This is a genomic window from Alkalibaculum sporogenes (genome assembly GCF_009362815.1).
GTDB classification, from domain to species: domain Bacteria; phylum Bacillota; class Clostridia; order Eubacteriales; family Alkalibacteraceae; genus Alkalibaculum_A; species Alkalibaculum_A sporogenes.
The window spans coordinates 1-24,682 of record NZ_WHNX01000033.1; the positions used below are offsets into that span (position 1 = coordinate 1).

Annotated in this window: 29 protein-coding genes; 10 read left to right on the forward strand and 19 right to left on the reverse strand. The window is 32.9% G+C overall.

The genetic code is table 11. The features are described from left to right. Positions 1 to 93: 93 nt before the first annotated feature. The 3 genes from GC105_RS14235 to GC105_RS14245 form a co-directional block, all read right to left on the reverse strand. Positions 94 to 603 (reverse strand): MerR family transcriptional regulator, encoded by a 510-nt coding sequence (locus tag GC105_RS14235; RefSeq protein WP_152806175.1) that lies wholly within the window; start codon positions 601 to 603, stop codon positions 94 to 96. Between the two features lie 371 nt (positions 604 to 974). After that, entirely contained in the window at positions 975 to 1,832 is an 858-nt protein-coding gene (locus tag GC105_RS14240) for a DUF6544 family protein (RefSeq protein ID WP_152806178.1), read from the reverse strand. Between the two features lie 436 nt (positions 1,833 to 2,268). Further along, positions 2,269 to 2,820 carry a flavodoxin domain-containing protein gene (locus GC105_RS14245; RefSeq protein ID WP_152806181.1) on the reverse strand — a complete coding sequence of 184 codons (552 nt, stop codon included), beginning with the start codon at positions 2,818 to 2,820 and terminating at the stop codon, positions 2,269 to 2,271. Positions 2,821 to 3,468: 648 nt separating this feature from the next. Between GC105_RS14245 and GC105_RS14250 the strand changes: the two genes are divergently transcribed. The 3 genes from GC105_RS14250 to GC105_RS14260 all read left to right on the forward strand — a co-directional run bounded on the left by GC105_RS14250 (position 3,469) and on the right by GC105_RS14260 (position 5,933). Continuing rightward, positions 3,469 to 3,861 carry an RrF2 family transcriptional regulator gene (locus GC105_RS14250; RefSeq protein WP_152806184.1) on the forward strand — a complete coding sequence of 131 codons (393 nt, stop codon included), beginning with the start codon at positions 3,469 to 3,471 and terminating at the stop codon, positions 3,859 to 3,861. Between the two features lie 83 nt (positions 3,862 to 3,944). Then, positions 3,945 to 4,547: a class I SAM-dependent methyltransferase gene (locus tag GC105_RS14255; RefSeq protein WP_152806187.1), complete on the forward strand. Its 603-nt coding sequence runs from the start codon at positions 3,945 to 3,947 to the stop codon at positions 4,545 to 4,547. A gap of 3 nt (positions 4,548 to 4,550) precedes the next feature. After that, complete coding sequence (locus tag GC105_RS14260; RefSeq protein WP_152806190.1) at positions 4,551 to 5,933, forward strand: MATE family efflux transporter; 1,383 nt, start codon at positions 4,551 to 4,553, stop codon at positions 5,931 to 5,933. Here the strand turns inward: GC105_RS14260 and GC105_RS14265 are convergent. The 5 genes from GC105_RS14265 to GC105_RS14285 all read right to left on the reverse strand — a co-directional run bounded on the left by GC105_RS14265 (position 5,901) and on the right by GC105_RS14285 (position 10,711). After that, a complete protein-coding gene (locus GC105_RS14265; RefSeq protein ID WP_207706986.1) occupies positions 5,901 to 6,164 on the reverse strand; it encodes a hypothetical protein in 264 nt (87 codons plus the stop codon). The two genes, GC105_RS14260 and GC105_RS14265, sit on opposite strands and share 33 nt — an antisense overlap. A 252-nt stretch (positions 6,165 to 6,416) precedes the next feature. Then, positions 6,417 to 7,193: an arylamine N-acetyltransferase family protein gene (locus GC105_RS14270; protein WP_246169850.1), complete on the reverse strand. Its 777-nt coding sequence runs from the start codon at positions 7,191 to 7,193 to the stop codon at positions 6,417 to 6,419. A gap of 290 nt (positions 7,194 to 7,483) precedes the next feature. Next, positions 7,484 to 7,798, reverse strand: coding sequence for a toxin-antitoxin system YwqK family antitoxin (locus GC105_RS14275; RefSeq protein ID WP_193708430.1), 315 nt, complete (start codon positions 7,796 to 7,798; stop codon positions 7,484 to 7,486). Further along, positions 7,791 to 9,302: a WD40/YVTN/BNR-like repeat-containing protein gene (locus GC105_RS14280; RefSeq protein WP_152806198.1), complete on the reverse strand. Its 1,512-nt coding sequence runs from the start codon at positions 9,300 to 9,302 to the stop codon at positions 7,791 to 7,793. Before GC105_RS14280 ends, GC105_RS14275 begins: the two co-directional genes overlap by 8 nt. Positions 9,303 to 9,523: 221 nt before the next feature. Next, entirely contained in the window at positions 9,524 to 10,711 is a 1,188-nt protein-coding gene (locus tag GC105_RS14285) for a M24 family metallopeptidase (protein ID WP_152806201.1), read from the reverse strand. 429 nt (positions 10,712 to 11,140) lie between these two features. Here GC105_RS14285 and GC105_RS14290 point away from each other — a divergent pair, with 429 nt between their 5' ends. Further along, positions 11,141 to 12,136, forward strand: coding sequence for a DUF4489 domain-containing protein (locus tag GC105_RS14290; protein ID WP_152806203.1), 996 nt, complete (start codon positions 11,141 to 11,143; stop codon positions 12,134 to 12,136). Positions 12,137 to 12,292: 156 nt separating this feature from the next. On the opposite strand, the gene GC105_RS14295 is transcribed toward GC105_RS14290, so the two are convergent. The 4 genes from GC105_RS14295 to GC105_RS14305 all read right to left on the reverse strand — a co-directional run bounded on the left by GC105_RS14295 (position 12,293) and on the right by GC105_RS14305 (position 14,247). Beyond that, the gene (locus GC105_RS14295) at positions 12,293 to 13,153 is read right to left on the reverse strand and encodes an alpha/beta fold hydrolase (RefSeq protein ID WP_246169851.1); all 861 of its coding nucleotides are present in this window, start codon (positions 13,151 to 13,153) and stop codon (positions 12,293 to 12,295) included. A 51-nt stretch (positions 13,154 to 13,204) separates the two neighbouring features. After that, positions 13,205 to 13,606: a VOC family protein gene (locus GC105_RS14300; RefSeq protein WP_152806208.1), complete on the reverse strand. Its 402-nt coding sequence runs from the start codon at positions 13,604 to 13,606 to the stop codon at positions 13,205 to 13,207. A 13-nt stretch (positions 13,607 to 13,619) separates the two neighbouring features. Then, a complete protein-coding gene (locus GC105_RS17535; protein WP_281350138.1) occupies positions 13,620 to 13,742 on the reverse strand; it encodes a hypothetical protein in 123 nt (40 codons plus the stop codon). 178 nt (positions 13,743 to 13,920) lie between these two features. Further along, the gene (locus tag GC105_RS14305) at positions 13,921 to 14,247 is read right to left on the reverse strand and encodes a DUF3784 domain-containing protein (RefSeq protein ID WP_152806211.1); all 327 of its coding nucleotides are present in this window, start codon (positions 14,245 to 14,247) and stop codon (positions 13,921 to 13,923) included. Between the two features lie 343 nt (positions 14,248 to 14,590). Between GC105_RS14305 and GC105_RS14310 the strand changes: the two genes are divergently transcribed. The 5 genes from GC105_RS14310 to GC105_RS14330 are packed head-to-tail and all read left to right on the forward strand — an operon-like array spanning position 14,591 to position 18,115. After that, the gene (locus GC105_RS14310) at positions 14,591 to 15,973 is read left to right on the forward strand and encodes a radical SAM protein (RefSeq protein ID WP_152806214.1); all 1,383 of its coding nucleotides are present in this window, start codon (positions 14,591 to 14,593) and stop codon (positions 15,971 to 15,973) included. Next, positions 15,954 to 16,553, forward strand: coding sequence for a methyltransferase family protein (locus GC105_RS14315; RefSeq protein WP_152806217.1), 600 nt, complete (start codon positions 15,954 to 15,956; stop codon positions 16,551 to 16,553). The genes GC105_RS14310 and GC105_RS14315 overlap by 20 nt, the downstream gene beginning before the upstream one ends. A 5-nt stretch (positions 16,554 to 16,558) precedes the next feature. Beyond that, complete coding sequence (locus GC105_RS14320) at positions 16,559 to 17,020, forward strand: DUF4395 family protein (RefSeq protein WP_152806220.1); 462 nt, start codon at positions 16,559 to 16,561, stop codon at positions 17,018 to 17,020. Further along, the gene (locus GC105_RS14325; RefSeq protein WP_152806225.1) at positions 17,013 to 17,741 is read left to right on the forward strand and encodes a prolipoprotein diacylglyceryl transferase; all 729 of its coding nucleotides are present in this window, start codon (positions 17,013 to 17,015) and stop codon (positions 17,739 to 17,741) included. Before GC105_RS14320 ends, GC105_RS14325 begins: the two co-directional genes overlap by 8 nt. A gap of 53 nt (positions 17,742 to 17,794) precedes the next feature. Continuing rightward, positions 17,795 to 18,115: a hypothetical protein gene (locus tag GC105_RS14330; RefSeq protein WP_152806228.1), complete on the forward strand. Its 321-nt coding sequence runs from the start codon at positions 17,795 to 17,797 to the stop codon at positions 18,113 to 18,115. Positions 18,116 to 18,244: 129 nt separating this feature from the next. Here GC105_RS14330 and GC105_RS14335 read toward each other — a convergent pair whose 3' ends face one another. The 7 genes from GC105_RS14335 to GC105_RS14360 form a co-directional block, all read right to left on the reverse strand. After that, positions 18,245 to 18,403, reverse strand: a complete 159-nt coding sequence (locus tag GC105_RS14335; protein WP_152806231.1) for a DUF4256 domain-containing protein — start codon at positions 18,401 to 18,403, stop codon at positions 18,245 to 18,247. 566 nt (positions 18,404 to 18,969) lie between these two features. After that, positions 18,970 to 19,614 (reverse strand): GNAT family N-acetyltransferase, encoded by a 645-nt coding sequence (locus GC105_RS14340; RefSeq protein WP_152806235.1) that lies wholly within the window; start codon positions 19,612 to 19,614, stop codon positions 18,970 to 18,972. A 291-nt stretch (positions 19,615 to 19,905) separates the two neighbouring features. Continuing rightward, positions 19,906 to 20,049 (reverse strand): virulence RhuM family protein, encoded by a 144-nt coding sequence (locus GC105_RS17630; RefSeq protein WP_343030048.1) that lies wholly within the window; start codon positions 20,047 to 20,049, stop codon positions 19,906 to 19,908. Positions 20,050 to 20,218: 169 nt separating this feature from the next. Continuing rightward, positions 20,219 to 20,344 carry a hypothetical protein gene (locus GC105_RS17540; protein WP_281350139.1) on the reverse strand — a complete coding sequence of 42 codons (126 nt, stop codon included), beginning with the start codon at positions 20,342 to 20,344 and terminating at the stop codon, positions 20,219 to 20,221. A 135-nt stretch (positions 20,345 to 20,479) separates the two neighbouring features. Continuing rightward, positions 20,480 to 21,004, reverse strand: coding sequence for a hypothetical protein (locus tag GC105_RS14350; RefSeq protein WP_152806237.1), 525 nt, complete (start codon positions 21,002 to 21,004; stop codon positions 20,480 to 20,482). Next, complete coding sequence (locus GC105_RS14355; protein ID WP_152806239.1) at positions 20,986 to 21,219, reverse strand: hypothetical protein; 234 nt, start codon at positions 21,217 to 21,219, stop codon at positions 20,986 to 20,988. Before GC105_RS14355 ends, GC105_RS14350 begins: the two co-directional genes overlap by 19 nt. Before the next feature lie 382 nt (positions 21,220 to 21,601). Next, positions 21,602 to 22,987 (reverse strand): MFS transporter, encoded by a 1,386-nt coding sequence (locus GC105_RS14360; protein ID WP_152806241.1) that lies wholly within the window; start codon positions 22,985 to 22,987, stop codon positions 21,602 to 21,604. A 479-nt stretch (positions 22,988 to 23,466) separates the two neighbouring features. Between GC105_RS14360 and GC105_RS14365 the strand changes: the two genes are divergently transcribed. Further along, on the forward strand, positions 23,467 to 24,177 hold the full coding sequence (locus tag GC105_RS14365; protein ID WP_152806244.1) for a TetR/AcrR family transcriptional regulator: 711 nt from the start codon (positions 23,467 to 23,469) through the stop codon (positions 24,175 to 24,177). Positions 24,178 to 24,682: the final 505 nt, after the last annotated feature.

The window sequence follows — 24,682 nt, forward strand, 5'->3', positions numbered from 1 at the left end:
ATCAACTATACCTGTATTATACATAAAGTGTCGTGTGAGAGTAACCTCTAGGATGTAGAATTTACTCTTGCATTATGGAATTTAGTTTTTCATTCAAGGTAATTTATCTTCTTGAATTCTTTTAAACAATTTTCTAAAACAATTACCATATTGTTCAGGGAATTCATGTTCATAAACCATCTTTCGGATAGATAGAATATACATCATTGGCACTTCAACAAGTTGAACATCAATGCTATCCAAATATGACATAATCGATTTGCCTTGGTTCAAAATTGATATATCCTCATTTATCTGGTCTAATGTCGATTTAAATTCTTGTACTTGTTTTTTAATTTCATGTTTCTTTCTTACAAGTTCCACATAAAGTTTCTCATCCTGCAATTCTTCTGATTTAAGGATTGTTTTAATTTCCTCTAAAGAAAATTTGTAGGATTTTAAGCGATTGATAAATAACATTGTTTCTAATTGTTTGATAGAATAATATCTATAACCATTTTCAGGGTTGATTTCATTAGGTAAAATTAATCCTATTTCAGCATAATAGCGTAGTGTCTTTGTAGATACCCTACATATATTTGAAAACTCTCCTATCGATAGCATATGTAACCACCTTTCCTTTAGCTTTTAACTCTATTTGAATAAAGTATACACCTTACCGTAAGGGTAAAGTCAAATCCGTTTTTAGATAGGCCCTTGCATTAGTGCATGCTTATCAATGAAATACAGCATTGCTTCCACTCTATAAGTGCACTTATTTCGTAACGAGTGCACTTTTCAAACGAAATACTCACGATTCTGCCTAATCCTTTACTCTTGACGCAAAGAAAGCCATCGTAAATTCTTCTGACAAATTAGGAAGACATAATACCATGGCTATCATGTGCATAAATCAAAAAAGAACTATGAAAGAAAACAAGTAAATCTAGATGGGATAGTTATTGCGCCTATTTCGCGAAGACCGAATAATTAGGTTATAAATTCACTTCATTTATTGAGTATTGAACTTCAATGTGGTCGCTGACAAAATATGTGTCGTCACCATCCGGGAGCATCCAACTTACACTAACCCTTCCCGGCTGATAGTAACCATTCTGCTCTTTGTAATCAGAATAGGTTACATACCACGGCACCAACGAGCTACCCTTCCCGTTTTCGTCCATGTATCGGTCATTGGTATCAAAACGTACAATGTTGCCATTATTGTCAAAAGTGAATCTTCCTTTAGCAGTAATGCCCATCCATGAAATCTTTCCTTCAACGGTATCGTCGTCAACGTCTGTCCATGACATATACTCCTGTAAAAACAAGGACGGCAAATATACTGCGTCTGCCAACGCCGTTATCAACTGGCCTTGGTTCATTTCTTCCCCAGTAGAAAGAAAAAGCTGGAACTGCTTGGCAATCACACCTGTCATAGAGCCTATTCCGTCCAACACGCTGTCTTTGGCCTGCAATGGAACCCCCGCAATTCGTCCTGTCAAGAAAGCGTGTCGGTCAGGCCTTTTTACAAAATTGACCTGCATGAATTTAATCTTAATTGGCTTTTTGCCCACCGACATACGAAACTTTGTGTTGTGAAAATATATCAGCATGTTATCCATAAAGGTCTCTTCCATATAGCCTCCATTGATTATGTGCTGGCGAAGGAGAGCAGGCAATTTAGCAACACTATCTTCTGTAAATGTACTTTGCACGCTTCTTTGTTTATTCGTATCGGTCAAAGAACTTTTTACATCTGTCAGGTATTGCTTCCAAAGTCTACCGTCAGGTATTGCAAAGTACATCATAATGATTGCCAACAAAATCAATACTATTATTATCCAAACCATTTTTTCACCTCATATTCTAAACTCAACTAAATTATAACAACCTAACATTATTATTTAATAAAAAGAAATAAGCTTTACTAAAATATTAATTTACGCAAGAAAATAGTAATATACAACTGTTTTATCTCATTAACTTTCGTATTACAATACTCCTCCAGCATGTTGGTCAAAAGGCTTATCCCATCCCGCTTAACTTCATCTAGAGCCTCATCCTGTGTAATTTTTGTAAAATTTGTTTCATCCAATTCTTAAAACATCTACATGGTAAAAATCTTGACACATATAATCAGTCGATAAGTTTTTATCCGATACTGTATAATCCATTTGGACTGTTGATTCTTCATCATTGACGATTATAATCTATGGTTGAGAAGCACTTGTTTGAGAACACGATAAGAAGGTTCGAGCTGCAGTCAAAACAAGTAGAAATGCGAATCTATTTCGATATAATTGTGTTAGTAGAACATTGATTTAAGTAACTCATCATCGGTTTAATAAATTCTCGATTAGAATTATCATAGGATTGCAAAATTGCCTGACTTGTTCCATCCTCAATAACTGACTTGTCTTTTTTGAGTGCTAATATTTTACTGAAGGTTTTCATCATTAGTTTATCAATGAAGTGCATCTTTTCATAATTTAATCCACTTTGAAAATAAAAGAAGGCAACTACTTGTCGCTCATTTTCCGAAAAATTATTTTGTTTAATATCCGTCACAATCTTTTCATCATTGGGTGCAGCGCCTGTTGCAAAGATTACTATATTATCATCGGCTAAATTTAAGACATGTTTTTTGAATTTCTTTAATCCCTGAATTTTACCGGCATGGATACCTGCACCATAAATTATCTTTGCATATTGCTTTATGTCAATATTACCTATTTGATGTAAGTGAATTGTGTCACAAACAATTTTTTCTGTTATCCAATTTACATATTTTTCAGTAAAATGTGTACTTGATTTGTAGACAATTAATATTGACGCCATCTTATCACACTCCTCTTTGGGTTTATTCTATTTCTTTCGTCTTGTGTTTATCTTCCTTGCAAAAATCACCTATTACATCCCTTGATTTTCTATATATTTCTAACAATATTTATTGGCGCACGCCTTTATTAGAAAGGCAATAGCATTTACTCTAAAAATATACTTTCCATAATTGTTCTCTTATTAATAGAAATTCTTTTTATATAAGTCTACTACTAGCACTTTTATAGGTATTTAGAAATTTCAGCATTTGTGACTAATTACAATTTATCATATGTGTTGCCTATCGGCAAGTGCTATCCATCCCCACCTATACAGGATAAGGTACTTCCACACATTAGGTTAATTTAAGCTTTATTTGTCTTCCATTCTATAGGAACTAACGTATGGTGTATCACAATCATTATCATAAGCGTCAATAAAAAAGATTAAACAAGTGCATATATTCTTCTTCTGTATAATTCGACGACTGCTGGATCATACAACACGATACAAGCAAAAATGCAGCTCATAATCTAGTTGTAATATTTTGTATCTACTATAATCAGATAACACATTAATGATTAAAATTTATTATTGACATAGCAAAACCTATCATATATAATTACAGACAAACACAGTCTGTAATATCTTTATGGAGGGATTACTATGAAATATACAAAAGCAACAAATTATGCTTTGCATATAATGGCCTATTTCGTTAAGCAAGAAGGCAAAGACAATTTAAGTCTTCAGCCTTTAGCTAGTCACATGAATATATCACCTACCTACCTATCCAAGATATTAACTCAATTAGTCAAGGCTAACCTAATTCAGTCTACACCTGGAGTAAATGGAGGTTATAGTCTTAAGAAACCTAAGACTGAAATAAGCTTTTATGATATTATTCAAGCCATTGAAGGTAGCGGAGCGCTTTTCACTTGTGAAATGAACGAAAGTCACGCGTGTCACATAGAAAAGATTATGAAAGATGCCGAAGAGAAAATGGTGAACCACCTTAAAGAAAAACGTATTTATGACATTGTCTTAAAAATGAGCTAAAACATAGGCGGTTTTAACTGCTCATTTTTTATCACAATTATAGATAATTACAGTCTGTATTATATTTTATAGGAGGTTATATTATGAATCATATAAATCATTACAACCAACTGGATCAAAAGTTTTTAAACAAAATTATCTTTTTAGATAGCAATCAAAGGGAGAAGCTCATACCACCTGAAACACTTATTAGTCAAATGCCAATTCAAAAAAATCATACTTTACTCGATGTAGGTGCTGGCTCAGGTTTTTTTACAATTCCTATGGCAGAGAGCACGTCTAGCAAAGTATACGCAATGGATCCTGACAGGCGTATGCTCAGCGTTATAGAAGAAAAGGCTAAGGAAAAAGGACTTAATAATATTGAACTGATTCAAGATTCTATTGAAAACTTAAGTATTCAAAATGATAGTATAGATTTTGTTATGGCTTCCTTAATACTCCACGAAGTAAGTTCACTAACAAAAGCACTCACAAATATATTCAAGGTACTAAAAGCAGGAGGGCACTTGTTGTGTCTGGAGTATGAAAATGACGACTTGATAATAGAAGGACCTCCAATGTCTATACGTATTGGATCAGAGGAACTCGAAAAATCATTGTCCTTAATTGGCTTTGAAATTGTAAAGAAGACTAAGATTAATGATGCTATATATACTGTTTTGGCAGTTAAAAATGAGATGTAAATTATGGAAACAAATAAAGATACACTTATAACCATGCCCATTAGTAGACTTTTACTCAAATTTTCACTCCCCGCTATTGGGGGTATGATTGTAAATTCCTTATATAATTTGGTGGACAGAATATTTGTCGGCAGAATTGGCGGTCTTGCCATGACAGGAATAGGATTGAGCTTGCCGTTTATGATGATCCTATCCGCCGTAAGTTCGTTAGTTGGAATAGGAGCCGCAGCACTCATTTCTATTAAGTTGGGAGAAAATAATAAGGATGAAGCAAAAGGGTTACTTGGTAATGCCATAACATTGCTAATTGGTTTAATGCTTTTAATGACACTTTTAGGACTTATTTTTAAGACTCCTATCCTTAAAGCATTTGGTGCTAGTGAAGCAACTATGCCTTATGCTGTGGATTATATGACTGTCATTCTCTATGGTGCTTTATTCCAAGGCATTGGAACAGGACTAGTAAATGTGGTACGAGCTGGAGGACATCCTGTCAAATCAATGGTCATTATACTTGTTGGAACGCTGATTAATATTATTTTGGATCCAATTCTTATTTTCACTCTTAATATGGGTATTTCTGGTGCAGCTTGGGCAACCATTATCGCACAACTCGTAACATCCATCATGGTAATACAACACTTCCTCAGTGAAAAGAGTCAAATGAAAATTGAAATGAATAAATTAAAACTCCACTTTGTGACTATAAAGTCGATATTCAGCATTGGATTTGCTGCATTTGCAATGCAGTTATCTTCCGTTGTCGTCAGCATCATATCCAACAACGCACTTAAAACATATGGCGGTGACCTTGCTATAGGAGCAATGACAATTATCAACTCTGTGATGGTCCTATTCCTTATGTCGGCTATGGGCATTACACAAGGTGCTGCACCAATCATAGGCTTTAATTTTGGTGCTAAACGCTTTGACAGAGTTAAGCAAGTGTTAAAGCTCGAACTGATTGCTGTCTCATCAATCTGTACAATAACATTTATACTTATTCAAGCTTTTCCTGTAATGCTTTCGAGTATCTTTACCAGTGAACCTAATCTTATTTTGATGGCAAGTACTGGTATGCGGCTATTCTTATTAATGCTTCCTCTTATAAGTGCTCAAATAGTGGGAGCAAGCTACTTTCAAGCAATTGGCGAAGCAAAGAAGGCAATATTTTTAGGACTTTTAAGACAGGTGTTTTTACTAATACCTCTGATGCTTATTTTACCATATTTCTTGGGATTAAATGGTGTATGGGGAGCAAGTGCTCTGGCTGATCTTATCTCAAGCCTCATTGCCATCGTCTCTTTAAAATCGGCATTCAACCACTTGAACCAGCTCAAAAATGAGTTCCGTTTAGAAGAAACAGAAACTTTTCCGGCATTTTAATAAGAGAAGTTTTAAGTTTAGCGTGGGCAATTTAACTAGAATACCTTCGCCATTTGCGGTTGCCCCATACTTGTCTACCTTATCAATAATTATTGCTTTGTAGTCATCAAGTTTGGATATGTACTTTGTGTTAGTTGGATTTGGCACCAATTCTCCTGACTCAATTTCGAGATATCTATGAATAGTTCTAGGATCACAATTAAATCTTCTAGCCATCTCACTTTTGTTCAATAAACCTCGCTCCACTCGAGTGAATCTATTAATATGATTTTGAATATCTTTCTTCATAATGTACCTTCCTTTATTTTTGCTAGCATAATTATAGCAAAAGATGGTACAAAAAAAGAAATGCATAAAATCCTACATTTTCATGTTGGAACTTTTCTACATTTCCATCTTATCATTAGCATTATACTTATTCATTAGTATAATTCAATGAAAAGGGGCCCTACTGAATATTAGTAGAACCAAAAAACCCCTTCCCTATTTAACAAGATCTAAATCAAGTCCAAAATGAGATTTAAGTAGCTCATTATACTCAGCATCACTAGATATCTTTGTCTCAGTTACATGATTATTTGAAATAACTTTAAAATGTTCATCAGTTAATGTAATACGTCCGTCTTTTGTGGGCATGGTGCACAGTTTCATTTTTATAAAAAACGAATCAGGAAAAGTTTCCGTGAAATGATTAGACATAAGGTAATCCATTGGACAACACTCGTCCAACGTAAAAGCATACATATAACGATATTCGTCTCCTACCTTATTTTGTAACACATAACCAAACTTAGGTTCTTTAAGAATTCGATATGTATTGGTAAACTGCTGTTGTTCTACTTCTTCTTCTAATAAAAGAGGTGCTGTAATCCCATCATTACCAAATCCTACATCTACAAGGTATCTTTTGTCATCAATCTCTACCATTAACACCTGATGGGTTTTAGCAAAATACGTTTTTCCATCCATTGTTCCTCTAGCCAATAGATTTGTTACCTTAAATCCTAATTCCTCAAGAATAAAAGAGAACAAACCATTCATTTCAAAGCAATATCCACCTCTTTTATTTTCTACAATTTTATTAAACAAAGATTCCCTATCAAGTGAAATTGGCTTTCTATAATAAACATCCAAATTTTCAAAAGGAATCTCTAATGTATGGGCTGTATGAAGCCCGTATAGCGTTTTGTAGGTTATATCCGTTTTACCCTTATATTTTATTCTCTCAAGATAAGAGCCAACATTAAACAACTCTTTCATAATTATTCCCCCTTTTACAATATACATTTATTTTAACACATATAATATACATAGTCATAAACGAATTTCATTATTAGGCAAAATTATAAAGATAGTTATATTCTTACAAATCATAATAATTAATTATTTTGGTTGAATGAAAAACTAAATTCTAGTTTCTCATAACTCTTTATTTTCTTTCGAAACCAACGTTCATATAGTATGCTTAATACTAATCTCATTCTATCTCAGTTTAGCAAATTACCCCTTCATCAATCATTTAGTTGTCGCCCCTTTGATCAAATTAAGGTTCATTTCTTGACCAATTGGTCATCTATAAATGTTTCACTGTACTCAACTTGCCCATTTTTATCATATCGAATCCATGTTCCGTTTTTCTTTCCACTCAAAAAATGACCAACTTGCCAAAGCTCACCTGTCCCTCTATAGAATTTCCACTCCCCTTCCATTATATTGTTATCTGATATACCTAGTGCTTTTACCTTTCCGTCCTTAAAAAAATAAGTTAGTTTATTACCATCATACTGATAAACAGCCTGACCATTTGCGTACTTTTCTTTGTTTTGCATGAATTTTATCCTTTCACTATAAATTAAATTACTCATTTTCTACTTCTTTTATGTATTTCCATGTAATTCCGCGATCTTCCGATTGATACAATGCTTTTATGCCACCTTTGTAATCTCCATCTTCCCCTTGTTCAACGAGAAGAGAGAGTTTTTCGCCTTCTTTATAAGGCATACCAGGTAGATCAAATGCAACATAGGTTTCACTTTCATTTAAGGAAACCTCGACTTTGGGAATAACAACTTGTTTATATAATTTTCCTCCATCTTCTGACCGAAAAAGATTTCCATAAGAACCCCCACTGTGAGATATTCCTATAAAACCAAGATTTTCATCGATGAAAGTAATCCCCGCTGATACACCAGCTTCATTTGAAAAAGGATCTTTATTTATGGTTTCCCAAGTTAATCCACCATCGAGTGTGAGATCGAGAACGTAAAATCGACTTCCTAAGGCTGCATCAGCAACAGTTAATCGATATCCCTTTCCCTGATCTAGAAAAAATGCTTCTTCACCGTCAATATCCGTATATCCTACAATCGCCTGTTTCTCTTGATCGGTTATTTCAGGTTCTAAAGTTACAGTCTCCCAATCTGCAATAAATCGCTTAGGTATGAAAATACTTTCCTTCCCTGGTACATATACAGATACGGTAAACCCGACTATTTGATCTTCTGCATACTCCTCTTGTTGAGTCATTCCTTCCTTATCAATCGTAACAATTCCTGACGTATTATAGCCCCAGTTACGAAGACCAGAATATAAAATTCCGTATTCTTCCTGATTCCACTTAGAAACAGTATTTTCTAATTGAATAACCTGCAACATATCGAATAGAGGCTCCAATCTATGTTGTTGGTCGTAATCCTCGTTGACATAACCATTTAAGTATACAGTTATTTTTGGGGAGCGATTTGCATTATACGTGATTAAAAAACTCTCTGTCTCCCCATTTTCGTTTCTTCCATATAAATAAGTATCAAAAGAAAGTATATTACCACCCTTCTCAAATCTTAATATAAAGTCAGAAGAAACAAATAACTCTTTGGGTATATCCATTTTATTTTCAATGGCATCAAAAATGCCCTCTATTCCATACTCATAAATATTATTTTGAGTAAACTCGACTTCTCGTTTGTTTTTTAAATCTGCTATAAACCAAGATAACTTGCCATTATAATTGATACCACTACGATAGATTCCTATTGCAGTCATACTAGTTGTCACAATGAGAATGAAGCATGCAATACGATACCATATTTTGCTCGTATTGACTTTGTGTAGATCTGCTGACACTTTTTCAGTAGATATGGATTGTTGTTTTTTATTTTCAGAAGATTTGTTTTTATATTTTGGTTTTAACAAACTGCACCACAAAATCCACATGAATAAAAGAAGTACCCCAACAGCTATCATTGGTAATTTTCTTTTTATTCCACCATATTGACAAAGAGAGTAAACATAATAACATGTAAATCCATATACTGCTAATGCAATTGGATTGAATACACGTGCGAATAACAGTGTTCTTTTGTCTTTCAAAGTCAAATTCTCTCCTTAGAAATTAGATTTCAACCAATGATTATAAGGGCATAGGACATGTCTCATCTTTTTATCATTATATCTTACTCTATCTATTAATTATAATATTTTTGACAAACACGTTGAATATTTGGGTTGAATGTTCTTTAAAAATTATGTAATAATATACCCAAAAACATGTTTGGTGGTGATTATTCTTTTCAACTTTGCAGGCTTTCTATCTATACAACCATTATTTCTCTTGGTCCACCCGTTAAACAAACAGCACCTGTAGCTTTTACAACATAGGTTTCCTCTACCCCTACAGTACCTACCCCTACTATGCCACACTTGGGTTCTAATGCAACTACCATATTCTCTTTGAGTGGTATTTTATAACTATTTGCTATGACTGGCATCTCATCAATGTGAAGACCAACACCATGTCCTAAAAACTTAACACTTTCACCATATCCCATAAAATGTTGAGATAAGCTATTTGGTAGATTAGTAGTAATTTCTTTATAAATTTCAGCCGGAATCGCATTTACCTTAAGTAAGTTTGCAAGTTTTGATATAATCTCTATACAAGCACTATGAACCTCAATAACTTTCTCGCCTGGTTTTGTTCCAAAGGAATATACCTGTGTTTTATCACTATGATATCCCGAAATACCATACCCTACATCCGCAAATACCAAGTCACCTTTTTTAAGATAACGATTTCTGTTTCCAATAATAGGAACAGCAGGACTCATTCCCAACATGCCCCCTGGGCCATTAAAATTGGTAGGATAAATAGAACTATCTCCGAATCCTATTTGACCAACAATTTGTTCTATCTGAAACATATTAAATCTTGAAACACCATGATGTCCCTGCTTGACCATTCTGCAATATAATTCACTTAAAAAATCCGTCTCACTCATGCCTTCTTTTAATATTTCTGGTACAATATTTTCAAGTAGATATTGATGCTGCTTACCAGATTCAGCAATAATCTCTAATTCGAAATCACTTTTTACTGCTCTAAGACTTAAGATTATTTTATCAAGAGGATTTATTTTTTCCATAATAAAATATTTTTTTAATCTATCGATTAATGCCATAGGCATAATATCTGTCTCAATAAATGTGTTGCCTAAAGCTTGCGGAATTACTGCTAATATATCCTTATACGTAGACATCTTATATACGATATCAAGTTGACACTCAAGTTGAGCTCTATCATAGCTTTTTCTTACAAAATAGGCAACTGCGCCATCTTTTTTTATAATAAGAATGCCATCTTGCATAGTTCCTGTAAAATAATATTGATTTACCTTACTTATAATAATTGCTGTATCAAAGTTATTTTCCGCTGTATTTAACATATTAAATAGTTGAGCTATTCGATTTTCTAGTTCTTCTTTTGTTGGATTTGAGATCATTGTAATATTCCTTTCTTTATTTTTTATTATACACTATCAGCAGATCATAATAAGATGAATCTAAAGTATGGCAGTTATTTATCTTTCCATAAATATATATTTCCCATCATTTGCTAGTGTTTTACATGATATAGCCCTTAGTACTATATTCGCTGCTACATTTAGGCATGCTACCCTCAGATTATTATTATTACTACTTTGCTTTGCTTATTCTTATAAATTTGTATTTATACATTGATTATAACTATCCTATTTTAGGTAGTCAATTATTGATTCACTGTAACCTAATCATCTTTTCATTTATGTAACATACTCTAGTTATTTAAATAATATATACTAACTAAATTTTTATTAATAAATGGTTCAAAATTAACTGGATAATATTTATTTAGAAAAACATATATAATAATAAAGGAGAAATTTAATATAATGAACCCATCTTGTGATACTCATTACAATAATAATTTTGAATCTTTTAAAAGATCAAACAAATTAAACTCGGTAATTTTAAAGTGTGGAAATCTAGGTTCAGCGCTAATAGGTCAACAGTTATTAGATACTGTTTTTCCTGCTATTACTCTAAAAACATCTAGCTTTTCTAAGTCATGCATAAAGTTTAATTTTACAAGTAATATAATTTCTAATGCATTAGGTGGGACTTTAACCTTTCAATTATATAAGCTCTGTGATAACCAAATTAATGCAACCACTGTTGGACCACAATGGATATTTACGGCAAACCCATTAATTAATACTATTACTACATTCTCATTCAATGTTTATGATAATGACATTTGTTCAAGTGAAAAATGTAATTATTATGTAATGATGTCTCTATCTGGAGTTTTTAATGAAGGTGTTATAACCAATGCAACACTTTCAGCATTAGTTGTAGATAATTCCAGTAACAAACTGATAAAAGAACCAATTTTCGATGATAAAATAGTGCCTTTTTTTACACCTAATCTAGAACAACACCCTACTGTTTTAAAATGTGGAACTCCTCAATCAACATCATTCCCCGCTGGATTACTTGAAAACATAACAACAACAGCAACTGTAGCTTCAGTCACGTTAAATACTTCTTGTTTTTGTAAACCTAGTATATTATTAGAATACGCAAACAATATAATTATTCCAATCAACACCGCAATTTTCAGTATGAGTTTCCAGGTATTTAAGCATTGTTCTGATCAGTTAAAGCCAATACCTGTTGGAACACAATTGTACTTCCTACACAGGCCAAGTACTACAAATAATTTCTCTTTTTCTATTTGTGATCAAAATCCTTGTTCAAATGAATGCTGTACCTATACTGTACAGTCAACAGGTATTATTTTCCATGCAGGTGGCGGAGGTCCTGTTGTTGTTGAAAATTCAACACTCTCTGCAATAATTGTGGATAATATAAATGAGAAATGTTAGGTAATTACTAAGTAAATGTATTATTTATGTATTAAGGCTAGCTAATCAATGTTAGCATTATTTTTTATCCATTACCCCTTTATCAAGCATTAAGTTGTAATATATAGTATATATATTGCTAAAGGTTGATAACTGTCGCCTAGTCGTTTTAATAACCTACAAGAGAAAGTCAATAATCATTTGCTTTTCTGATTTTGTTAGCACATTTATGTGACCACGTTTTTTTATCAAATATGTAGTACAATGTGTAATATATTTATTTGCACGAGGTATTACTCTTTTCGCTGGAAAAAGGCAATCATATTCTCCTGCCAAAACCAAGGTAGATGCTTTACATTTTCTCAAATCTGAACCCTTCACATTACTTGGCATTCCTGCTTTGATTTTGGCATAATCAATGCTGCATTTTGCCGTTTCAAAAATATCTTTGTCAATATTTTCTTTAGTTACTGCCATTGGCATTATACATTTCTCAAGCCATTTTTGTTTATGAGTAATCCAATACATTATCATTGGATACATCATTCTTACGCTATTAATTGCGGGTGCGTTATTAATTCCTGCTGGAACATACAGTACTGCTTTTTCGATTTTTTCAGGTGCAACGCACATTGTTTTTGCTAAAATACCTGCTCCAAACGATCCTGCAAAACAAGCGATTTTTGTATAATTAAGATTAGTAATAACCTCACTTGCCCACTTTCCATATTCATAATTATTGGGAGAAAGTGAAACCTCTGCACTTCTCCCTGGATGTCCTATTGTATCAACCGAATAAATATGAAAATTTTTTAGCAAAAAATTACATACAAGTAAATTATAAGCAGAGGTTGCGTTTCCACCATGAAAAACGAGCAGTGGTACACCATCAAAATTGCCTGTTTCAATAATATGTGTGCTTCCAAATGATGTATCAACAAATAAATCTTTATATGGTATTGAAAGTCTCTCCAACTGTTTGTCATATAATGATAGTATTTTATTTTTTCCCTCTTCACTTTTATAAATTGTCTTCAATATACCCACCATACCTATCTCGTATTATAAAATCACCTTACAAATTAAAATCTATCTCTCAAATGACTTATTAAATGAACCGATTTCTATTATATTCCCTTCTGGGTCAGCAATGTAACAAGTTCTTTGTCCCCATGGTTCTGTTGTAGGTTCTAAAACTGAAATAGCACCTTTGCTGATTGCCTTCGTATATTCTTCATCTACCTCTTCGAAGGTATCTACATAAAGCGCAATCTCAGAATGACCATTGATGCCCTTTATATATTCATATTTCCTGCTTGTCATCTTTTCAAAATCATTTCTTCCATAAAGCAAAAACAAAGTATTATCTTTGATTAAATATACATTTGATGTGTCTTCGTTTTCTTTGATTTCAAATCCCAATACATCTCGATAAAAACGGATCATAGATGACATATCTTTTACAAATAATCCAAAACCATCTAATCTCATTTTTTCAAACCTCCTACAACTTCAAATTTTTCTTGCTACTATATGGCACATCTTTTTCACAACTAAATCCAAGTTTTTGTATAACTCGTCCTGGATTTTCTATTGCATAGTTTGTCTTACATTTCCATCTTATCATTAAATCATACAACAATAACGACAAAGCTTACATTCTGCGGGGTCTATTAATTACTCTTTCTGCTCCCATACACTCTTGGTTTCTATGCTAACTACTCGATACTAAAAAATCTTGTTTACTCTATTTTAGTAGTTTCTCAGCTATACATAGCCAGACAAATTGGAATTGTAACATAACTCTATTTCTTTTTAGTCTCCATAAATATACTTGATACAATGGCATAAATTATCGTCACAGCCATTACTGCTAACACTATGTAAAAAATCCATCCGCTATCTAAAAGCACTTCAATAGCATTTAATAAAAAAATGATACTAATAAATAAAAATACTATTGCTGATTGCCGATAATGTGGCTTTTTATTCATACTGTTTCTTTCTTTTTTTGATGCATAAATATAGGCATTATTAAATAAAAATCCTTTTTCTTTAAAAGAGAAAAAACTTATAACAAATGCCCCCATTGATAATATAAAAAGAATTATCGTAACAATTATTTCTTTCATTATATATATCACACCTCCGTCAAATTCAAATTTCTATTGCCTCACCAATGTATTTTTCAATGATTTACATAAGTTTCTATATAAGGTATTATTCTAATTATACATTGTTGTAAAAAAGTGTCAATATTTAGTTATAGCCATGATTTTTTTCTATTTCACTGATTATATCTTCAAATTTTGCTACAACTACTTGTGCCCCCTAGTCGTTTTTAGAAAAGTTTAAGAATATTCGTATTATATTGTTATAATGAATATATTATCAAGAAAGTTGCTACATTATGGTATAATTATCCTATAAAAAATGTAACAAAACTATGTATATATTTAGATTGGACGTGACCTATTGAACAGAGATTACATTTTTCATTCTTATACCAAGACTATGTGTAGCCATTGCCAAAGGCAGGTGGATGGTAAAATTGTATATGATAGTAAGGGAGTGTATATCATAAAAAATTGTCTGGAACACGGTGAACATAAAGAGCTATTAGAGGAAGATGTTGAGTACCATCTTTTAAAAGCTAAGTATGATAAGCCAGGGACTAAAAGCACAATACAAACCCAAATTAAGGATGATTGTCCCTACGACTGTGGGTTGTGTCCTAGTCACGATCAGCATACTTGTATTGGTCTCATAGAAATTACCATGAGATGCAACCTAAATTGCCCAGTATGCTATGCCCGTGCAGGGAAAGGGAAAGATTTAGATATGCTAACGATAGAAAAGATGATGGATTTTTATATGGAGGCTGAAGGTGGTAGTGCTGAGATTCTTCAGATTAGCGGAGGTGAACCTACACTACATCCTAATATTCTAGAAATTATAAAAATGGCAAAAGGTAAGGGCTTTAAATATGTAATGTTAAATACAAACGGAATTAGAATCGCGAAAGATGAGGATTTCGTCAAGGCATTAAGCTCTTTTAAAGGAGGGTTTGAAGTTTATCTTCAGTTTGACGGACTAAAAGAGGAAATCTACTATAAATTAAGAAATCAATCTATGCTTGAAATTAAGAAAAAGGCAATTCAAAACCTAAGTATTCATGATGTCCCTACTACCCTTGTGTGTACAGTAACACAAGGCGTAAATGACAACTATCTAGGAGAGATTATCACATATGGAATGGACGAGAAGTGCATTAGAGGTGTGAATTTACAGCCAGTTGCTTTTTTTGGACGAACCCATGAACTTGAAACAAAGAAAAGAATCACTCTTTCTGGTATTCTTACTAGAATTGAAGGACAAACAGCAGGACTTCTTAAAAAATTAGATTTCATCCCATTGCCGTGCAATGTTGAGAGAGTAGCCATTACATACTTATTTAAGGATTCTTCAGGAGGATTTGTACCCATTACAAGGGGAAAAGACATGAGTGATTACAAACATGCGGTTAACAACACATTTATGTTTACCGTAGAAGATACCCTAAAAAATTTAAAAGATGAGAATATTGATTTCGGGATTTGCGATTGCTGTGATCTTGTGTCAGATATCAAAAGGGTAATTCCTAAGGGGTTTATATTTAAGTCGAAAAAGGAAAAGATGAAATTTGTTGATGAAAATACATTCAGGATTAGTGTTAGTTCATTTATAGATCAGTATAACTTTGATATGAAATCTATCCAGAAAGATTGTGTACATGTGATAACGCCTGATCTCAAGAGGATTCCTTTTTCAGCATACAACATGATTCACAGGAAAAAATATGATTATATTTACTTTTGATTTTATCATACGAATAATTATTTCCTTTTGTATGACGGCATTAGTCATATCCATTGTTGCTGACTTTGTTTTTTACGGTACAGAAGAGCATGTAAAAAAAAGCAAGAGGTCAATTGTAGCTACTGGCACCATGTTTTTATTCTTTTTCGTTTACTTTGGAGTGATTAAGTCTGGGTTGGGACAGTACCATTTCTTAGATGAACAAATAGAGAGAGTGTCTTCCATTCTTGGTACAATTATGATTATCCTAGGAGTGATAACCAATATTCTGGGTAGACTTAAGCTAAAAGCAAATTGGGCAAATCACATAAAAATATACGATTCACATAAATTGATAAGAACAGGTATATACCGAATAGTAAGACATCCGTTATACGCTTCCCTCATGCTCATGCTTTTTGGAGGAGTGTTGGTTTATAAAAATTATCTTAGTTTTTTTCTTACAAATTTTGTATTTCTTCCCTTTATGGACTACAGAGTAAACCAAGAAGAGAGTATGCTTCTTAAAGAATTTCCCGAATATGAAGAATATAAAAGAGATACAGGAAAATTTTTTCCAAAATTTTTTAAAAGGAGGTAAATGCTATGGCAGGTGTGAAACCAGTAAGTATATCAGAAAATGCTTTTGATTTTTGCAGATATTCTGTAGCAGTATTGGTGTGGGTATCTTTTGCTTTTAGGCAGAAGGAAGTGTTAGTAGTTGTCTTTATCATACTGTTATTATCTGCAATTTTGAAAGTGAAAAAAGCACCTATGATTGTATTATACAATCATACCCTTGGAAGATTTTATCCGGGAGAAAATGTGATCCTAGATGAAAAAGGGATTAGATTCGCACATAGTGTAGGCGCTGCAATGAGTGGGATATGCCTGATCCTTCTTTATTCAGGATTATCTACAGTAGGACTTATTATTCTGTTTCTCCTAGCAGTCCTCAAAACATCAGCAGCCTTTGGATTTTGTTCTGCCCTAAAACTTTATACTTGTATGAATTCAGGTACTTGCTGCCGCGTAGGAAAAATGGCAAGAAGGATTAAGCATGATTGATATGCATGAAAGGTTAGCAGGCTTTGGAATCGCACCTAAAATTTTTGGCATTTCATCTTATACACTGTTTGTAGCACTAGGGATTGTAGCAGGACTAGTTTATTATATGAGAGATGCGGAAAAAAGGCAGGTAAAAGGAGAAGGCGTCATTGAAATTATTTCAGCTGCTCTTATCTTTGGCGTTATAGGTTCAAAGATTCCTATCATTCTGGAGGGAGGAAGTTTTCAAAACATATTATTCGGCAAATCAATTGTAGGTGGATTAATCGGAGGCTATATTGGTGTAAGGCTAATAAAGAAAAAAATGAAGATTTCACTTAAAATGGGAAATATCATCGCTCCAGCCGTTGCATTAGGGATGTCTATTGGAAGGATGGGTTGCTTTTTTAATGGCTGTTGTGTTGGTAAAGTAGGAATGTTTGGATGTAACTTTGGTGATGGCCAATTGAGATATCCAACTCAACTCTTTGAGGTGGCATTCCATTTAGCGGCATTTTTCATCCTACATAATCAAAGAAATCGTGTAATGAAACCAGGCATATTGTTTAGATATTATATATTTAGTTATTTTATTTTTAGATTCTTTATTGAGTTTATCAGAATAAATCCAGTGATTTGGGTTGGACTTACCATATATCAAATATTCTCAGTAGGTGTCATTATATATATGGGCTATGGGATATTACAAGAATCCAAATCCAATGTTGATAAATTACAGTAGTAAAATATTATGATAAACAAATGGAATACAAGAAAATAAAGGAGGTTTTGTGAATGGAAGAAAACTCAAATAATACAGGTTTTAACAAAGGTTTTTTAATGGCTGTTATAGGGTGGTTAGTAACCATAATTACAATGCCCTTAGCACTGACTTTAGTTCAAGAAGGAAGAATAGATTTTGATATTTTTATAGATCCATTATTTTTAGTATTTTTTTTATTATATGGAGCACTTTTACTTATCATTTGGGGACCAGCTGCTTGGATCATTTCGAAGGCATATAGAAAAAAAGGTACAAACAAGGCATTGCTATTAACTGTGGCAGTGTATGTAATTTCTATATTAGTATTTTTCGGTTGCACAGGCGCTTTGTAGGTAAGTATAATACGATCTAGAAAAATTATCTCTCCCCTAGTCGTTTTACTGTTGCAATATAAACTAACCAAGAAAAATACTATTGCTGATTGCCGAGATTCTTTTTTTGTTGCATAAATATAGACATTATTAAATATATAGTTTTTCAGTATTCGCTTTCAGCTTTGCTTGTACGCTATCCCATTCTAAACCTTGATGGCAGTTCATGTTTTTCTCAAAACGGGATTTCAATGTTTTAAGTAGTTCTTCACATTGTTCTGATGATAAATTCATTGTTTCATTTTCCATAATGAAACCTCCTCTTTAAGTCAAGTACCGATTTATCAGTACTTTATACATTTTTTATTACATAATTCCCTGTGTTTTATTTGATTGAAATGTTAGTAATTCAATAATTACCCATACTTAATAAAAGCAACATATATTTTTTTCTATAGACAGTGACTTAACTTCATTTAAAACACGAGAATGTTACCTTCTATATCATCTATATCTGAAACTATCTCATTATACCGTTTCAATAGGTAATCCAATTCTTTTACGCCATACGGCGTCCTTCCATTATTGGAAGTTGAGAACCTGACTCTCTTACAAGTTACGTTGATATGTGTGTCTGCTTTTTTGTGGGAAAGAAGTACAACCGTCTCGTCGGTATTACAATTTGAAAATATATCCCCACAAACTATCATCAAGAAATTTTATTAAAGTAGCTTGATAGTTTTATGGAAAAATTAGAAACCTCTCTACTAATAAACATAATGGGAAGCCGACTTGCCTTGTCTGACTTTGGTTATGCTCATAATCTAATCTATAAATTAGAATTTATAGATTATCTTTATACCACTAAAAGAATTTCACTGTATAATAGAATGGCTATGAATATAAAATTCTTCTTGACTTGGTTGGAATTTCTTCTCCATTTTTTCCAGACTCTCATCAAAGCGCTCGGCTTCTTGTTCATCTATCTTCATCACAGGGCTGTCATAATAAACCCATTTCCTCCCGTCCAAAGCTTCCGGATTCAGTTCTTTTACCATCATTGCTGCTGGGAATGTTCCATTCTTAAGACAGATATTGTACTTTTTACAACTCTTAAAGCTAAGGCTTACATAATTGCTTGGCTTTCCAAATATTACAATCACATCATAACCAAGTGAAACCGCCCGTTCAAAAGAATGCCCTATAAGCATTTTCCCATAACCCATTCTTTGGTATTCCGGAATAATGCAAACCGGACCGAATGTAAGGATTTCTTTTTCTTCCCCTGACTCATCAACCAGTTTTGCTTTTGTGTACATTATATTCCCGATGATCTGATTATCAACTTCAATCACCAGATCTAACTCAGGAACAAAGTCCTTATGGGATCTCATAACATGAACTAAATAATGTTCATTACACCCCGGAATATATAAATTCCAAAAAGATTGCCTCGTGATTTCTTCTACTCTCTCATAATCTGTTTCTTTTTCATTCCTAATATTAATTATTTTCTTCATTTATAAACCTCCTATAATTTACCTAAGACCAGTTTTTGTGCTTTTAATTATGCCTGTCTCTCAATAAATTCCTATTTGTCTTAAATGTTATGTGAATATTCTACATTTCATATTCTCTTAAAACAATTTCTTAATAAACCAACCAACAAAGGGATTTTACACTGTAGCCCGCAGAAATAATTACATCTAAATTATAATGGTCAACATGATAATCTTTTCCGTCAGAAGTAGTGTAGGCAAATTTTGCCCACACTGAACTTTTTTCAAGTTCACCTTCTTTAAAAATATTTCTTATATGTAACCAATCACTCTCTTATCTCGATGAAATAATTCAGCCATTTGATCTATAGAGAGCCAAACTGAATCATTTTCAAAAGTAGTTTCTATTTTTGTTAAACCATCTTCAGTCTGATACATTATGATTTCAGAGTTCATATTAATTGCTTATTAAGCTTTTCTTATATTATATACGTTTCATGAAAATATTCCCAGTATTATACTAAAAAGAGACTAAGTTTATGCGCCATCTAATTGACTCATACTTAGCCTCTAGTACTATACGATCTTATTAAAAACTCTTATAAATATTAATCAATCTAAATATTTATATTAACTCTACTTTCTGAGCAATCTTTTTTACAGAGATTTTCACGTCATCTTCTCCAAAATCCACTTTTACATTGATATGTGTGTCTGCTTTTTTGTGGGAAAGAAGTACAACATTCTCCACATGTGATACTCAGGCTATTTTGGAAACATGTCCAAGAATGGCTGAAACGTTTGATTTTACAGGCTTTTTAATTCGTTGAGCAATAACCTGACATCTAATCTTTTGCCTTAAATAAGTAGGCTATTCTACATTTTCTTACGTAAGTCGAACTGAATTTTCTTGTCTTCTTCTATGCCACTCATTCCAAAATGCAAGATAGCCATTACGGTCAAAATCTTCCTTTGGCAATACTTTTGGCGAACAGGAATTATAAAATGCTTCTACCTTATCAGCAAAGTTATAAACAACTTTTCTATAATCCTCAATGGCAACACTTTCTTTTGTTCCATCTTCCAGTTCAAGGATAACCTTGTCCCCATCATGAATAACTGACCAATCTATGCCATTGGGACAACCACTGATAACAACATTATTCAATTCCTCGTTTGGAATATAAAAAAATCCGCAACAAGGAAGCATTTGATTGTCCGTATTTATAATATGGTTTTCAGTAAGTGTTTTTAACAAATAAAGTGCGGTGGCACTTACTGTAGCATTGTATTCCAGTTTCACGTTACCTATATATGCAATCGCCTTCCCGTGCAGGCATAAATCTTCTTGGTCATCTTTACTACCATTAATCCATTCAAAATTTTCTGCGTCTATAGAGAATGCCCCCATATATTCACCTCCAAAATATTATGATTACACTTGCCTTTAGCAGAAAAATATGATTTCTTATTTCTTCTTCGAACTATATTTTTTACTGCTGCGATGCCTACTTCATCGTCTGTGACGATATTGCTTTGCTTCTTCTTTTCTTCCTGTACGGCTCTAAACTCGCTTTCCGTAAAAACAGACCATAGGGACAAACAGACCATAGGGACATGTCTCATCTTTTTATCATTATATCTTACTCTATATATAAATTAGAATATTTTTGAAAAGCAAGCCGAATCTTAATATAATTAACAATTAAAAATGAATAATTAATAGTTCAAAAGAGGAGTTATGAAAAACTAAATTCTAGTTTCTCATAACTCCTTAAAGATAATGACCAGATCCCATATATTTTTCATAAAGCATTTGCGTGTCATTCATTGGCATAGCGCCCATGTGTCCCATTCTACTGCGATCAGTCACTGCTCAAGCGATAGGATTATTACCAAAGTAACAATACTATTCAAAAAAACAATAATAGTGACTTTCAAAAACATTAGCAAAATGTGTGAATCCTTGGAGGACATATGTTTTGTTACATAAGAAAATTAAAATTATTCAGCTATTATTGATTGAAGCTTTTAATTTAGCCTCATTTTCTTTTGCGTACCTTTCACAGTCACTGTCTCTCAACTTATATCCAAAGAATAAAATTCCAGCTGCAATAAGCGCTAATAGTCCCGGAAGCCCACCGAATAAATACATAAATTTAGTCGCGAATTCCGCAGTTGGTATCATGCCCGGTGTATACCCAATTAATGCGAGTCCGTATGCACCAAGCGCACCACCCAATGCCATGCCAATTTTGATAGGCATATTGCCCATGGCCAATGCAACAGCTCTATTATCTTTATTGGTTTTCCAATATCCGTATTCGCCGCAATCTAGGAAATACAATTGCCCAAAACTCATAAAGAAGAACATACCCACCGTATAAGCACATGCTAAGATAATATAGATCGCGAAAGAGCTGGCTCCAAAAAATGCAATACCGAAGCACATTACTGCATATGTGAGCATTCCGATGACCATAGCATTCTTCTTCCCTAACTTGGTACCAACTTTAGGACCGATGAGGCTACCCACAAATCCGAAAATTCCCGTAATGGTCATAGCTAGTGCCATTAGTGTTAAATTGCCAAGAACAAACATAAAGTAGAAGGTCATAATCGCCATAATAACTTGACCTGCCGTTTGAAACAATATCTGGCCCAATAAAAGTATCAACAATTGTCCATTCGTAAAGACAGATCTGACCATATCGCCCAGCGTGACTACCGGCATACCCGGAGCATTTTTTGGTTGACCCTGATCATAGGGTTTGGAAACATTGATAATCAGTGTTGCGCCTATGAAGAAAAGTATAGCTCCTGTGGTAGCTACAATAGAAAAGGCGTAGGTAGGACCAACAATTGGTGTCATTAGATCTATTGCAGGAAGTGCTGCAGCAGAGATAACAATAGAGCCTATTGCTGTAAATTGAGCGTTTCGAAATGAGAGTCTGTTACGATCTTCAAAGGATGGCCCTGCGATCATTGAAACAACTCCGAATTGTGATGGAGCCAAATAATCCATTGATCCATGTAATCCTAAGTATCCCACAAAAACTATAATAACACGTGCAGCCATAGGAAGTGCAGCTGTGTTTAAAAATTGCATGATGATACCCACAAGAATGACCCAACGAAGAATTTTAAACCAAGAACGGTATTTCCCGCTTTTCATTTTTGTTCTTTCGATAACTCCTCCTGCTGTTAATCCAATAAAAAAATCAATGATTCGGGCTACCAAAAGAATCGTTCCCATCAGTGCTGCGCTCATCCCCAGATGTTCAGTCATAAAAAGTGTAATATACATCATTGGGACCATGATGCCGAGCATCGTTGTGAATCCATAAATACCAAACTTGTTAACTTCAGAATTAGTAAGTTTACTTCGTTCCATAATATATTCCTACCTTTCAATTTTTTCTAATTTGATTTAGTCAATCAAATCTGTAATCTAATGAACTTCTCAAGTCGATTTACATCAGTCGTTCAAATAAAAGCTTGTGCACAGCTTTTATTTTGCAAGATGAAAGTATCTATAGATAAAAATATATGTATGGATAATTAACTATCCTTAGATAATTATAGCGACCCATGATTACTAAGTCAATATAATTATATATTTTATATTATTTACAAGATTATTTATTAAATTTCAAATATCTATCACATACCTAAAATGATTTGAATCTTAAAAACCTTTACACAGATTCAGCTACAGATTTTATATTAAGAAAAATAATCTTAAATATCTTGCAAATATCTATTCATGAGTGTTAGAATCAATTTAAAATATTGCAGTGCTTATAAAATTTATTCACTAAGTGCTTTGAGTTTACTAATAGATATTAAAAAAATTATTTTGGAGATAAACAAATGCAAACAAAACGAAAAATTTATGAGGTTTCAAAAAAACTTTTTTTAGAAACTGGCTATTTTAAAGTGACAAACAAGCAAATAGCAGAAATGGCTAATGTCACACATGGTATGATTCGATATTATTTTAAGAAAAAAGAGAATATCGCACTTACCATGTTAAGAGAAAATTATCAAATAGTTTCCTCTTTTCTCCTAGATTTTATTGATAATAATAAAGATCCTTTTCTTTTTTTCATAACCATGGATAATTTATTGAATCGTATCAAAAACAATGATGATAAATTAAGAAAATTTCTCATCGATATTTCACGCGAGAATATAGATTATAACAAAACTACACCAATGAATATTAATCCGGAGTATAGTGAAAATATATTAAAGATGATGCATACTGCAGGAAAATATAGCGAAACGCAATATCGGGTTTTCGTTGCGGTTATATTTGGCGCTGCTCATTCGCTTCAATACGAAATGGACAGGGCCTTGGATTTAACTTTTGATGAATTTTTTAATGAAATGGTTCATTTATATATTTATATGTTGGATTTAAAATGTGATGAAAAAAGAATACAAAGCTATATTACACAATCGAAAAATTTAAGTGAACAGGTTTGGAATCGTTATCCTCAATTAATGGATACGAAAAACTACTTATATATGAGTGAATTCCCCGAAAAAACAATCGCTGATAATCTTTTGGAATTATAATCATCACTCAAAGATACGTACTAATCTTGCTCAACAGCTTCAGTAGCCAAATTTTTCATTCAGTAATATCAAGCTTTTTCTGATATTCTACATAGACTAGATTAACAATCCCTAAGAATAATTTATTTCATGTTTTGAGTAATTTGTTATTAACTTTACCAGTTTCTTTTTTCATGTGCTCAATATGTTTTTCATTGTAACCATTTGATTTAAATAAGCTGAAGATCAAAGCAACTCCTTAGATATGAAACTAGCAGACCATAGGGACATATCGCATCTTTTTATCATTATATCTTACTCTATCTATAGATTAGAATACTTTTAAAAAGCAGGTTGAATATTCTGGTTGAATGAAAAACTAACTTCCAGTTTTTCATAACCGCTTATTTTCTGTGGAACTAACGTTCACTTTTGAGCTTAACAAAACTCTTTTTTTATATTATAATGTCTGTATTAGCACAAAAAACATGGTTTTTCTGCATAGCAAACAGGCATCTGAAAATAG